We start from the raw sequence: 13,917 nt of genomic DNA, 5'->3' as shown, positions 1-13,917 counted from the left end.
AAATCCATCGATTCGTTCTCTTTGGATGTCAATTCATTCCTTTTAAAAAATACGTATTTGCCAAATTAGTTAGTTAGTTAGTTAGTTAGTTAGTATACAGAACCCATCTTCAGCTGTGGTAACTGAAGATGGTTCTGTATTTTTTTTATTGGCGAGTTGTTATTTTTAAGGTATATGCTCCAGTGCTATTCTCATCCAATCCCGTTACAGCCACAATAACATGCGTTTTTACAGAACCTGCCTTCATCATGATACGATCCAACTCTCCTGATGGTTTTGCACTTGACTGACATCCTGACTTAGATACATTTTCTAAATACGGAGGCACATCAAAACGTTGGGCATCAATCATGTACCCATACAAACTCATATCGTTGTTGGTACTTACTTCTACTAGAACTTTTGTATTGGCTGGCACTTCAAACGCATACAAACGATGATGTCCGCTAAAGTATCGTTTTTGAGCTTCTGTAAAACAACTTACAGAACCACGCATACCAAAACGCAAATCAATAAAACGACCTTCTGACAAATCTCCTTTAACGGTTTTTGTTTTATTTAATTCTACGTCCAAAACCTTGACATAATCTGGAAATTGAGCATTGGCGGTCACAATCATAGCTGCCATTAATAGAAGTGTAGCGATAAATGATTTCATTTTTTAAGCTTATTTTAATGATTAAATATAATGGTGGGGTACATTTTGATCGTATTACTAATAGACTAAGGTACAACAATTTTATTAAAAAATTAACCACCCCATTCAGCAGCTATTTTATAAAAATACTGTATTGTGCCACTTTTTTCTAAAAGTCAAATTCCTCTACCACTCTACTAGGCTTTAGTCTACTCAAATTGAAACTGAATGTAATACGACGATAAAATTCATTTCCTGTAAATGATTTAATTTTATTTTCAATAGAATCAGTCCCAAATAATGGCAAGTAAATCCCCGCAGCACCATCCCAAATATCCAACATCAATCCACCACTTATCATCAAACCATCCATCAAACTAGGATTCGGTATAGAGCCGTCAGAAATATGATGGTATCCTATATCCAAAAAAGGTTTTAATCGGATAAACCTAGTTCTGAATGGTAATTTGATTGGAATGTCTGATTTCAAATTCATAGAGAAAATAAAGGTATTACTTGCCCCTGCCCCTATAATCGGCTCAATTGCTGTTTTAAAACCTCCTTCTCTAAGAGAAATTTGTTGTGCCAAAACATTTTCTGTTTCTTGGCGCCCCATAATATGATCATCGTAATGATAGTCCGTACGATTTCCTGCTATTAGCAACAACGGGAATTTACCAAAACGGCGATCAGTATGCATCAAAAAACCACCTGTAAATATCCTTAGATCAACTCCCCACAAACGACTATACATAAATTTGAAATTAGCTTCCAAACTTAATTTTAAATAATGCTGCCTCCCATCTATAACATCATCATAGTTCGCATATTCTAAGGTTGTTAATAAACTTAATGGTGCTTGAGCTTGTTTGTTGGTATAATAATGACTTAGACGATGTGTACTTCTCCACGTTGCTACTTTTCCTAAAAACTCATAGGTAAAACTATTGGTTAACGTATCTCGAATGCTATTAATTTGACCACTTTCTTCTACAATAAAAGCGTGTTCAAAACGGAACCGATGTCGTTCTTTGCTAATATCTGAGCTTTTTCCTAACTCAAACTCTAGATAAGGGGCAATTTTATAAAATCGTTCTTTATAAGCATAAGGACGTTCATCGGTATAGCGTTTCAAGCGTTTGTGAAATGTTTTAAACGTTAGCCCATGCGAAAAGCGATGTGTTTTGATATAGCTATTGTGTTTCAACTCTCCCATACCTGTTGCTGATAAGGTAAATGTTGAAAAGAACGGCACAACACTATATTCCCATTCTGGTTTGGGTATGGGTAAATTGTATACCGCTCCTCCTATCATTACGCCATCGTATAAGTTAAACCCTAACAAAGGCAACCAGTTGATTCTTGGTTTATTCGGATCTTTGAAATCAGCCAAAAACTGTATACGAACAGGTTCTCCCTTTCGGAACAAACCATAGTTTCTAATTTCATTATTATTGCGATTAATTTCTGGCATTGCCTCCTCGGCATCAATCTTATAAGCAACAGCATTTTTTGATACCAACTCTACAGTTGTATCTGCTCCCATAGCCAATGGCTCTATCCATATTTTTTCCAATATATTGTCTTCCTCATCAAGGGCGGATACAGAAACTGGAGCTGCAATTTGTCCTTTATTTTTAATTGTTACAGAAGCCTTATCATGTTTACTACAGCAACGATGTCCCGTAGAAGCGTAATCAATATGGCGAGTGGTATTGATGACATTATCAAAAAACCAATCTAACTTTTTGGTACTCTCTGCCTCAAATACAGCTCTCAAATCACTAGGACTAGGATGTTTAAATTTCCATGTTTCAAAATACTTTTTAAGTATTCTATCCAATTCTTCCGTTCCTAGATACTCTTGTAAGTAACGAAAAGACAACGTAGGTTTGGCATATCCACAGATATAATAATTGATAAAAGATAAATCTTGTGAACGACTCTCTATGGGCTGGTCCTCGTGTTTTTTAGCCTCATGCAAATAAGCCAAGTACTCTATCTTAGTGGTATAATAATCGTAATGCGCAGACATATATCTAGAGTCCATATACGAATTCCAACCTTCGTCCATCCACGGGTGGTCTCGTTCATTGCTACCCAATATCCCATAAAACCAATTGTGCCCTACTTCGTGTGTAATCACATTATCTAAACCAGAAGGGAAGGAAGCCAAACCAATAACGGTTACCATTGGATATTCCATATCTCTCCCCTCATAATCCCCCTGAACAACCGTCACAGAATTATAAGGATACTCTCCTACGATATCAGAATAAAACTTCACAGCTCTATTGGTATATTCCAATGCTTTTTTGTCCCAAAGATCAGATTCTTGGTCTGTAAACATGGTATAAGTCTGCACTACACGCCCAGATGACAGCTGTACACTATCGTGTTGTACGTGATACCGTTTGTCGGCAAACCAAGCAAAATCATGTACATTATCAACAGTATAACGAATCGTTTTTTTCTTATCACTAGATGGAGGGAAAGGAATATTGCCATAAATATTGCCATAAAATATACTTTGATAATCTTCTTTTTTTGATGCCGCTACTTGTTCGGCTAAAAATTCTTTTTCTGATGCTGTTTGTAAATCTCCTGTTGCACCGACAATATAATTTTCCGGAAGCGTAATAGAGACATCAAAAGAACCAAATTCTGAATAAAACTCTCCTTGACTCAAATAAGGCATAGGATGCCAGCCATCTTTGTCGTATACCGCTGGTTTGGGGTACCATTGACAAATCATATAAGCCTGACCAACATGCCCTAACCTAGAAAAATCGCTAGGAATAACAACTCTAAAAGGCGTTTTGATTATAATTGTTTCTTTGGGTTTTAATGTTTGGGGTAAATGAAGCTTTGTTATATCTGGATTTAAAAAATCTTCCTTCCAATCAATAGGTTCTCCATTGCATGAAAACTCAAGCTTGTCAATAAATCCCCTGTCCTCTTTTTTGCTAAAATGAAAATCCAAACGACCACTATTTAATAACTGTTTGGCAAAGGCTGTTTGTTGATTTTTGTAAGCATTGGGCCATAAATGGAAATACAAGTAAGACAAACTGTCAGGTGAATTATTGGTATACTCTATTTCGATATTTCCAGTCAAAACATGATTGATATCGTCTAATTCCACCGCAATTTTGTAGTTGACTTCTTGCTGAAAATAATCAACATTTTGTGCCGATAAATCATTAAACATCAACACCATTAACAAAACTAAATTAAGGTAGGGTTTTACTTTTTTATTGTGATACATAGGAGCGATTGTTATAAAAATTATAAAATAATACCATAGGTAGATGCTACTAAAAGCTAAACTACAACTTTTAAATTTTTGTCAAAAGTGCTTTGGAGAGAACTAATGGTACAAGGTTTGAATTAATAATAAAGATACAGTTTATCTACAATTAACCTGACTTAAAAAGTATGGTGATTTTTGTAGAAATTCTATTAAAAAAGAAATAGGGATGGCACAAAATATAAACAATACGGTGACAAACAAGCCTTGACTATTGTCTTTTTTATTTGTATCTTTAAAGAAAGAGGTACTTATCTAAGTGCTATTTTGAACCCAAACAACTTTAGATGGAAGCACATGATTATGATGGAGAGCATCAACCAGATTTGAAATTGCTGGTTCAGCGATATGAAGGTATGCTAAAAGAAGGTGGTATCTCTTTTTTAGAGGTAGATAGTTTCTTGATGTTATCGGATTATTACGAGGAAGGAAATGACTTTAAGCGTGCTTTAGTAGCTCTAAATCACGCAATGAATCAACATCCCTACTCTGCGTCTTTATATGTCAGAAAAGCTCAAATTCTTTCAGAACAAGAGCGATATGACCAAGCTTTTGAAGCTTTAGAAGCTGCGGTTATTTATGAGCCTTCTGATTTGGACATTTACTTGACCCAAGCAGATATCTATATGCGTATGTTTGACCAAGATAACGCTATCAGAGTCATTCAAAAAGCTAAAGAATATGCTAGTAGGGAAGAATTGGGCGATCTTTATGTTTTAGAATCTACAATTTATGAAACAAAAAAAGATTATGATAATGCGCTTAAATATCTAAAATTAGCGCTTCGCAAAGATCCTAACAATGAAATTGCATTGAGTCGTATTTCGGGTATCTATGATCAAACCAAAGATTATGGCGATGCCATTACATTTCATCTGAATTTTATCAATCAGAACCCATATTCTTATTGGGCTTGGTATAATTTAGGGTTAGCTTACTTATATGTTGGTTTGATCGAAAAAGCCGCCGAAGCCTTTGATTATGCCATTGTTATCAATGAGCGCTTTGAACCTGCTTATCATTATTACATTGATTGTTTAATTGGATTAGAACAATTTGATGCAGCCATGCGCTACCTTTCCGAATACTTGGATTTGTTTGATGCAGATCCAGAAATTTGGTATCGTTTGGGACAGTGCTACGAACATCAAGGAAATTATGAAAAAGCAAGAAGTTACTATACACAAACCTTGCAATACAATAGTTTAAATGGACGTGTTTATCATAGCATTGGCAACTGTTATATAGAGGAAGATGAGTGGTATTTGGCAGAAAAAGCTTTCTTACAAGCCTATGCTGTAGATAAGTTTAATGAAGAATTTTGTCTTTCTCTAGCAGATACTTATGATGCTTTAGAAAATTCAGACAAAGCGCATGAGTTTTACCACAAGGCACTCGCCATTGAACCTAAAGAGGTTAGCATTTGGATTCATTACATAGAGTTCTTGATTGATGAAGAAAGCTATGCTGTTGCCATTGAAATGCTTGACGAAGCAAGACAGTATATCGAAGACATTTTGTTGGATTTTGCGTTAGCTGCTGTGCTTATTGAGTCTGGTCAACGTCAAGAAGGTTTTGTTGTTTTAGGGCAAGCACTTATGGAGGATTATAATATGCATACCTATATTTATCAAATTGCTCCCAGATTGGCAGATGACGCTAGTGTAACTTCGTTCATATTGCAGTATAAAAACGAGTCTTAGATTATAAATTTTAGATTGAAAGCCACTTTGCTCTACTCAAGTGGCTTTTTTATGTTACAAGTCTAGCGTACTTGCTCTAATGACCAAAAAGAATAGAAGAAGTATTCAATAAATATCTGCATCCAAATAAAAAAATCGTTCTACCATAGTCTTATAGTAGAACGATTTTTTAGGTATAAGTGCCTAAGATCAGGTAGTTATCTATGGCAATGTTGCTAACATTGCTGCATAGGCACCTTGATCGCCATTATCATGATATAATGTAGTTGAACAACCTAGTTCTGTTGCACGTTCATTAATTTTAGTAACACGATTTCCTGGATCAGGGTGTGTACTCAAAAAAGCAGGTGTTCCAGAAGTTTGTCCTTGTGCTATTAGCTTAGCAAAGAATCCTGCCGCTCCATTACAAGCATACTTAGTGCTGTGTAAATAATCAACAGAATGTTCGTCAGCGTCTGTTTCATGAGCACGGCTAAAACCTAATTGTGCCAAACTTCCTGCTACTTGTCCCAATTGTGCTGCGGTTGCATTATTACTAGCAATTGCAATTAATGTTTCAAGTCCATACTGCTCTGTCATACTAGCCGTTGAGTGGCGTTGATCTGCATGTGCAATTTCATGTGCTAATACCCCTGCTAAATGATCTACTTTATCCAAATATTTCATCAATCCAGTATACACATAGATATATCCCCCAGGAGCACAGAAAGCATTCAAAACGCTATCATCATTAATGATCTTTAATTTCCATTCAAACTCATCTTTGAATTTTACTTCTGGCGATGCCAAAATTTCATCGCGCATTGCCAACAAATAAGTATAAGCTGTTGCATATTGCGTTTCATCCAATAAAGGGTACTCTGTAGGGTTAGAAGCTATCTCTTGTTCCAATTGTGCTCCTAATTGCTTGTCTTGACTTACCGTGAATACATTAATCGGGCGATCACAAGCCGTGTGGAACACAGCCACAAATAATAGCAGAGCAAATAAATTTCTTAATCTTGTCATTATATTTATGGATTTGTTTGTGTAAATATTGTTTACAAATAAGTTATTGTTAATGAATAGAGTGCTTCTAAAAACAACCTTAGAGCAAGATTTCACATTCTATTCTACCTCAAAATAATTGCTAATGTCTATTATTTTAACTTAAAAAAGGCGTCTATTGTTGCCAATTTAAACACTTATCTTGCCAAAAAGTATTATTGGTAATGGTTTAAGAGGCTTTAGTAGGTAAATAGAACCTCTCGTTTTTTTTCATAAGGTAACATTTTTTCCATAAAAAAACCATTCCAAAATGAGATTTTAAGCTCATAGTTCCTCTAGTTATATGCATTATAATGCTTTCATTAAAATAAATGCAATTGCCTCAGCTGAAATGTTCTGATTGACAGATACGGCACAAATTACTCCTGTATTAGTATCATAAGCCAAAACAGCTTTGTAGTTTTCGGTTCCTCCACTATGTCCTATCCATTCTTGGCTACTTCCATTGATTTTATCAAAATCGTACAACATAATTCCATTGCCATAGTACATTCCATCATTAAACATAGGATACAAATTTGCCAACATCCCATGTACGGTCTCTATCGGCAGATACTTACCTACTAATAAGGCATAGAAAAATAAAACCATATCCTTTGAATTAGCAACTATATTTCCTGCCCCCAAAGGTACAGAATATTCCGTGGTAATTGTTGTGTTATTATAATGTGCCAAAGCTAAATTGTTAGGTAATTCTCCCAAGTTCAATACTCGTAAAGAAGATAATTGTTCTGGTCTTGCAATTCTATCTTTAACAATCTCCTGAAAGGATTTATTTTCGATTTGCTCTACAATCAATGCAAGTAATAAATACCCAGTATTGGTATATGCCCAGTATTCGCCAGGTTGAAATAATGATTCCTTGGACAATGCTATGTTCAACAACTCTGTTGGGCTATGAAGCTGCTGACTAAAGTGCAATGATGAATCACTATTAAAACTATAAATACCGTTGGTGTGATTTAATAAATGCTCAATGGTTATCTGATTCGAATTTTGAATATTCGGATACCAATTTTGAAGAGGTGAACTGAGTTTTAATTTCTGTTCTGCAACCAATTGGTAAACAACAGTACTTGTCACGAGTTTAGCGACACTTGCCCAATAAAAAACCGAAAGGTGATCAATCAAAACATTGTTAGGTTTAGAAATAAAACCTGTATCAATTTGCCAAATTCCTTGATTGGGAATAAACATAGCAGCCGAAAGCCCCGTTATCGCTTGCCTACCCATAATGTCTTTAGCTTCTCTATCTAAGATTGTTTTCACAACAGATGAAACTTGCTGATGAAGTCTATAGTTGCTCGTATCGGGAAAAATATACTTGGAAGGTTGCGGATGTAGATCGCCCCCTTTATAACGAATGGGTTTTACAAGAGCATCTTTACACCCAACAAAAAACAACATACAATAGAAAAGCGTTATTCTCTTACAAAACATAGGTCCTTTATTAATAAAAAAAATCCTTATTACCTTTATTATCACTATACTATAACAACTCCTCTCAAATAGTATAACGATGCTAAAAATAATAAGGATAGTCTATCACTCCTCTAATAAGAAGAAGACCGTTTTATTTTATAATAAATTGATACTACGCATTTTCAGCTTTTCTTTCTAGTACTTTTTTAACGGCTTTAACAACATCAACCGTATCCAATCCATACTTAGCAATCAAATCAGGTACCTTTCCACTTTCTCCAAAGGTGTCATTTACTGCGACAAACTCCATCAACGTTGGTTGTTTTTGAGCCAATACACGAGCAACACTTTCTCCTAATCCACCTATAATATTGTGTTCTTCAGCAACAACGACACATTTTGTTTTCGCTGCTGATTTTAGGACAGCATCTTGATCCAAAGGCTTAATCGTATGAATATTAATCAGTTCACAACTAATACCTTCTTCCTCTAGTTGTTTGGCAGCTTCCACAGCCTTCCACACCAAATGCCCTGTTGCAAAAATAGTAACGTCTGTCCCTTCATTTAATGTCAACGCCTTTCCTATTTCAAAAGGCATATTTTCTGTAAACATAGGCCAACTTGGGCGCCCAAAACGAAGATAAACAGGACCATGATGCTCAGCAATTGCTACGGTTGCTGCTTTGGTTTGGTGATAATCGCAAGGATTAATGACAGTCATACCAGGCAACATTTTCATCATTCCCACATCTTCCAAGGTCTGATGAGTAGCACCATCCTCTCCCAACGTCAGTCCAGCATGAGAAGCACAAATTTTTACATTTTTATCAGAATAAGCAATCGACTGGCGCACTTGGTCAAAAACACGAGCCGTTGAGAAATTGGCAAATGTACCTGTGTAAGGAATTTTTCCACCTGTTGCCAAACCAGCAGCAACGCCCATCATATTGGCTTCTGAAATCCCCATTTGGAAGAAACGCTCAGGGTTCTCATCAATAAATTTATTCATTTTGAGTGACCCTACTAAATCTGCACAAAGCGCCACTACATTAGGATTTTTTTGACCAGCTTCGTACAAACCATCACCAAAGCCATCTCTAGTTGCTTTCTTGCCTGTACTTATAATATCTTTAAGCATTGTTTTTAATTTTAAGTTTAGAAGTAATAACTAGTTAAAGCAATTGAAACTTACAGAGGATAATCTCCTAGAGTTTCTTCTAGTTGAGCTAACGCAATATCTTTTTGCTCATCGTTAGGTGCTTTACCATGCCACTTGTGAGTTCCTGACATAAAATCAACACCATGCCCCATGTCTGTTTTCATTAAAATAACAACAGGTTTCCCTTGACCAGTTTTTGCTTTTGCGGCATCAAAGCCTTTGACAACTTCTTCCATGTTGTTACCATCCATGTGCACCACTTCCCAACCAAATGATAACCATTTGGCTTCCAAGTCTCCTAAACTAAGTACATCATCATTCGCACCATCAATTTGCTGCCCATTCCAATCTACAGTAACAATGACATTGTCTATTTTTTGGTGCGTTGCAAACAACATTGCTTCCCAGATTTGTCCCTCTTGTAGTTCTCCATCTCCTGTCAACACATAAACTAACTTATTGTCACCATCTAGCTTTTTTGCCAAAGCAGTTCCTAAAGCAACTGATAATCCTTGTCCTAAAGAACCTGAGGCTACACGTATACCAGGAAGTCCTTCGTGTGTTGCGGGGTGACCTTGCAAACGAGAATCTAGATTTCGAAAGGTTGCTAGCTCCTCTACTGGAAAATATCCAGATCTAGCCAACACGCTATACCAAACAGGTGAAATGTGCCCATTAGATAAATAAAAGACATCTTCTCCTTTGCCTTCCATGTTAAAAGAGGGATTGTGATCCATTACTTCTTGATATAATGCTGTAAAAAAGTCAGCACATCCTAAAGACCCTCCAGGGTGACCACTTTGACAAGCATGTACCATACGAATAATATCGCGACGTACTTGTGTAGCCATACGTTCTAGTGATTGAATATCAGCCATGATTTGATTATAATTATTATAAAATTAGTAGTATAACGCTAAAAAGAGGTTTTCCTACCACCTTTTTCTCAACGGTTACTTATTGATTATTTAAACACTTCATTTTTGAATGAGCTATGCTGTCTACCATTATATTTATATTGAAGGCATTGCATTGGCAAAACAATAGCTTATTTCATTAAAACTGATTATCATCAGCCGCACAATTCTAAAACCACAAATCAAAATCTATGATAATCAATGCTGTAGAACTTTTTCTTTTACTTTATAAAGTAAATAAAACTTAAAATAAATCACGCTAGGCAATAAATTTGCTGCAAATATACATTTTTTATTTGTAGGGAGTTTAAGTTCACTCTAAGGAATTATATTTTAGTCTTATACCCTTGCTAAGGGTATAAAACGAAAAGAGTTACTTGTTGTAAAACCGAATAGAAATTAGATTGCTAAGTCCAGTAGTAATACTTGGTAATTTATTTTTTGAATGTTCCTAAGAGCTCAGTTCTATAGGCTTGTGAAGTTCTGGATAGTTATTATCCAAAGAATCAACTTCTTTAGCAATAGGATAAATATCCAAAGAAAGGTTTTCTAAAGGTTGAAGTATATTAAGTGCGTTAGGAAGCGAGTGTTCTCCCAACCATTTAGCACGATCAGTTCCTGTTGTTATCAACGCTGGCATTCTAGATATACCCAGTTCTTTTAGTGAGTTATTGGCAGGTGTTGTTATAATAGAAAAAGTCTTGTGTAATCCTTGGTTACCATCTACCCATACATCCCAAACTCCTGCAAAAGTCATCAAGTCTCCATTGCTTAATTGTACTCGATAGGGTTGAGTAGCTCTCCCCTCTTTTGTCCACTCATAATAACTATCAGCAAAAATTAGGCAGCGTCTCTGGCGAATTGGCAAACGAAAAGATAATTTACTGGCAATTCCCTCTACTTGTGCATTAATCAAATTTGTTCCCACACTTTTGTCTTTAGCCCAATGAGGAATCAACCCCCAACTAAATATCTGTAAATCTAGAGATTGATTGGTCAACAAGTAAGCATTTTGAGTTGCTCCAATATTAAAACTCTGTTGCAATTCTTTTTTTATATCTAAATTAAACTGACGCTTCATTTTTTCTTTTGAAGCAGAGAAGGAGAAACGAGTGGGCATAAGTATCAAGAATTTTGAAGCACATTGGTAAATAGGATACCACTATTATATAACTATAGTATCGTTTATGCTATTTAGGCTTGTTTTTTTATTAAAACAAATCTATGTGTGGGTATTATTTTTTGAAATAACCCGTAAAGCTAAGCTTATTAAATTGATTATCCACAATTTTTCCTATTAATTTTATACTTTTTTTTTGTTAGCCATTTTAGCTTATCCACAATTTATTTAGTTATGCACAAAAGTAACGTGGATAATTAACTCATTTTTTAGATTTCTCACTCTATGCTAACTTTTTTGGTTACAAATCAACCTCAAAAACGCAAAAAAGGGTTAAAAAAAAGTAATTTTTTACTACCTAGGTAAGTTACGCACACATAATTCACAAGTTATCCACACCTTATTCACAATGTGCATAAATCCATCCATAAAAGTATCAACACCTTTAAAAAGATATTCCTCTATCAAAAATAATAGTATTACTTCTACATTTTTTTGTGTTTTTACAGAAAAACAAATTGTTATTAGGTAGTTATCAACATTATTTATGTATATATATATAAATAGCTAAAAAACAACTATTTAAAACCAAAGATATCCACAGTTTATTTGTCTATAACTGTGGATAAGTATAGGTTTTATCCACAGTTCATCCACAAGACTTCTTCTATTGTCTATAAAAATCTATTTTTATCGTACATTTTGTGGATTAATGTACAATTATTCACATCAATATCCACAGTAATCAACAGCAAAATAAAAAAATCTATATTTTGAGTGTTTTATCCACAAAAATGTGGATATCTGTGCATAAAAAGATAAAATACTGACTAAAAGCATACTTATATGTGGATAACTATAGTGGATAACTTCTTTTTTATTGTTAATAGTCATTTAACAGCAAAAAAAATATTTTCTAAAACGACTTATCCACTTATCCACGCTCCTAATAATGATAGCTTTTTTAATTTTAAATTTTCTTTTTATTATAATTATATAGATGTGTTTAGATTTTTGATTGGAAAAAGGGAAACAAAAATTTGTTTGAATTCCGCTGCTAACGCAAAACCATTTTTGTTTAAATCTGGAGTAGTTTAGATTTTTTCTAAAAAAAAATAAGCTTTAAGCTTTTATAGTATGATATCGTTTATTGAATTGTAAATTTGTACAAAATTTTTAACCGTCTAATTGGACGTATATTTAATCATACTTGGCCTCTATGTTATTAAAACTGCCTTATTTGGCTGGTTATCAGTTGATTTAATTCAGAGGTGCTAATGGTATAAAAGAAAGTTATAAGAATGGCAAAAGAAACAAAAACGTTTTCGAACGCTGTAAAAATTTGGTTACTGATAGGAGTTGTAATGGTTTTTTGTCAAGTTGTTATTGGTGGAATAACTAGACTAACAGATTCTGGGCTATCGATTACAGAATGGGCCGTAATTCAAGGAACAATCCCACCTTTGAATGCCGAACAATGGGAAGTTGCTCGACAAGAGTATATGGAACACGCTATAGGGCAGGTGAAGATGAAATGGTCTGGAGCAATGTATCCTGATGGAATTCCTATGAATGATTTTAAGTTTATTTACTTTTGGGAATATTTCCATCGGTTGTGGGCTCGTACTATGGGATTTGTTTTTTTAATTCCGTTTTTGATTTTTTGGAGGCGAAAGATGTTATCCAAGCCTTTGATGGTAATGTTGGGAAAAGTTGTTGCGTTGACAATGTTAGTGGCCGTTTTTGGGTGGATTATGGTCAAATCAGGGCTTGATACGCCAGAGTTTGCTTGGGTAAATGGGTACAAATTGACAATTCATTTGAGTTTAGCAACGATTGTTTTTGGTTATTTGTGGTGGGTAGCATTGCATGTTGTGCAGCCTGTTGCTACAGATGAACACAACAAACGTTTAAGAACCTTTGCTTGGCGTATTACCATTATTATCTGTCTACAAATTGTATTAGGAGGTTTGATGGCAGGTATCAAAGCGGGATTAGTTTTTAATCATTTTCCTCACATGGAGGTAAGTTCTACAGACGGTTCGTGGGTATGGATAGCCGATGTACTAAAGGATTATTCTAAATGGACTTGGGAAAATATGCGAGCTTATAACTCAAAAGAAGGGGCTGGTTTTGCTGCTGCGCTCATCCAATTGTTGCATCGAGGAACAGCTTATTTATTGTGTATTTTAATTCCTATTTTTTATTTGTATGTTCGTCGTATACACCAATCTCCTCAACTTGCTAGAGGCAGCCAATTACTCCTTTTTATTCTAATCGCACAGATTACTTTAGGAATTTTGACCTTATTGAATGGAATTGGACAAATTCCTCTATTATTAGGGGTATTGCATCAAGCTGGAGGATTATTATTGTTGGCAGCAATGCTGTATGTCAATTATCAATTTGGAAAGGGAGGAGAGCATATTTTGCGAACAACCGAAGTTAAAAAAGACCTTGTATTGGATTAGCTTTTGATTGTTTTTCCAGAGTCTTATTATAAGTTTAACAGGCTTATAACCAACCGTTATATAAGAAGCTATTAACAAGCTTTTAATACAAAATAAGGAGTAATACTTCTATTCTTGTCCTTGTCAACACC

General features: G+C 34.9%; 9 protein-coding genes. 2 read left to right on the top strand and 7 right to left on the bottom strand.

Going from position 1 to position 13,917, the window contains the following annotated elements:
- Positions 1-145: 145 nt before the first annotated feature.
- Together QP953_RS01560 and QP953_RS01555 are read right to left on the bottom strand one after the other, a co-directional pair.
- The gene (locus tag QP953_RS01560; RefSeq protein WP_156039809.1) at positions 146-658 is read right to left on the bottom strand and encodes a hypothetical protein; all 513 of its coding nucleotides are present in this window, start codon (positions 656-658) and stop codon (positions 146-148) included.
- A gap of 148 nt (positions 659-806) precedes the next feature.
- Positions 807-3,905, bottom strand: coding sequence for a M1 family metallopeptidase (locus tag QP953_RS01555; RefSeq protein WP_309553741.1), 3,099 nt, complete (start codon positions 3,903-3,905; stop codon positions 807-809).
- 329 nt (positions 3,906-4,234) lie between these two features.
- On the opposite strand from QP953_RS01555, the gene QP953_RS01550 reads away from it, so the two are divergent.
- A complete protein-coding gene (locus QP953_RS01550; RefSeq protein ID WP_052598032.1) occupies positions 4,235-5,650 on the top strand; it encodes a tetratricopeptide repeat protein in 1,416 nt (471 codons plus the stop codon).
- 201 nt (positions 5,651-5,851) lie between these two features.
- Here QP953_RS01550 and QP953_RS01545 read toward each other — a convergent pair whose 3' ends face one another.
- The 5 genes from QP953_RS01545 to QP953_RS01525 all read right to left on the bottom strand — a co-directional run bounded on the left by QP953_RS01545 (position 5,852) and on the right by QP953_RS01525 (position 11,315).
- Positions 5,852-6,658: a M48 family metalloprotease gene (locus QP953_RS01545; protein WP_052598031.1), complete on the bottom strand. Its 807-nt coding sequence runs from the start codon at positions 6,656-6,658 to the stop codon at positions 5,852-5,854.
- Between the two features lie 327 nt (positions 6,659-6,985).
- Positions 6,986-8,137 (bottom strand): serine hydrolase domain-containing protein, encoded by a 1,152-nt coding sequence (locus QP953_RS01540; RefSeq protein WP_309553740.1) that lies wholly within the window; start codon positions 8,135-8,137, stop codon positions 6,986-6,988.
- Between the two features lie 154 nt (positions 8,138-8,291).
- Entirely contained in the window at positions 8,292-9,257 is a 966-nt protein-coding gene (locus QP953_RS01535) for a transketolase family protein (protein ID WP_052598029.1), read from the bottom strand.
- Between the two features lie 50 nt (positions 9,258-9,307).
- Complete coding sequence (locus tag QP953_RS01530) at positions 9,308-10,156, bottom strand: transketolase (protein WP_052598028.1); 849 nt, start codon at positions 10,154-10,156, stop codon at positions 9,308-9,310.
- Between the two features lie 490 nt (positions 10,157-10,646).
- Positions 10,647-11,315: an SOS response-associated peptidase gene (locus QP953_RS01525; RefSeq protein ID WP_309553739.1), complete on the bottom strand. Its 669-nt coding sequence runs from the start codon at positions 11,313-11,315 to the stop codon at positions 10,647-10,649.
- A gap of 1,301 nt (positions 11,316-12,616) precedes the next feature.
- Here QP953_RS01525 and QP953_RS01520 point away from each other — a divergent pair.
- On the top strand, positions 12,617-13,786 hold the full coding sequence (locus QP953_RS01520) for a COX15/CtaA family protein (RefSeq protein WP_052598025.1): 1,170 nt from the start codon (positions 12,617-12,619) through the stop codon (positions 13,784-13,786).
- The last annotated feature ends 131 nt before the right edge of the window (positions 13,787-13,917 follow it).

This window comes from Aureispira sp. CCB-E (assembly GCF_031326345.1).
In the GTDB taxonomy this organism is placed as follows: domain Bacteria; phylum Bacteroidota; class Bacteroidia; order Chitinophagales; family Saprospiraceae; genus Aureispira.
The sequence above is the reverse complement of the archived record's forward strand: the minus strand, read 5'-3'. Positions and strand labels throughout refer to the sequence as shown.

Bases quoted from the DNA above. Each gene is read 5' to 3' on its own strand.
- QP953_RS01555 (WP_309553741.1), bottom strand. From the start codon at position 3,905: ATGTATCACAATAAAAAAGTAAAACCCTACCTTAATTTAGTTTTGTTA.
- QP953_RS01540 (WP_309553740.1), bottom strand. From the start codon at position 8,137: ATGTTTTGTAAGAGAATAACGCTTTTCTATTGTATGTTGTTTTTTGTT.
- QP953_RS01530 (WP_052598028.1), bottom strand. From the start codon at position 10,156: ATGGCTGATATTCAATCACTAGAACGTATGGCTACACAAGTACGTCGC.
- QP953_RS01535 (WP_052598029.1), bottom strand. From the start codon at position 9,257: ATGCTTAAAGATATTATAAGTACAGGCAAGAAAGCAACTAGAGATGGC.
- QP953_RS01550 (WP_052598032.1), top strand. From the start codon at position 4,235: ATGGAAGCACATGATTATGATGGAGAGCATCAACCAGATTTGAAATTG.
- QP953_RS01560 (WP_156039809.1), bottom strand. From the start codon at position 658: ATGAAATCATTTATCGCTACACTTCTATTAATGGCAGCTATGATTGTG.
- QP953_RS01520 (WP_052598025.1), top strand. From the start codon at position 12,617: ATGGCAAAAGAAACAAAAACGTTTTCGAACGCTGTAAAAATTTGGTTA.
- QP953_RS01525 (WP_309553739.1), bottom strand. From the start codon at position 11,315: ATGCCCACTCGTTTCTCCTTCTCTGCTTCAAAAGAAAAAATGAAGCGT.
- QP953_RS01545 (WP_052598031.1), bottom strand. From the start codon at position 6,658: ATGACAAGATTAAGAAATTTATTTGCTCTGCTATTATTTGTGGCTGTG.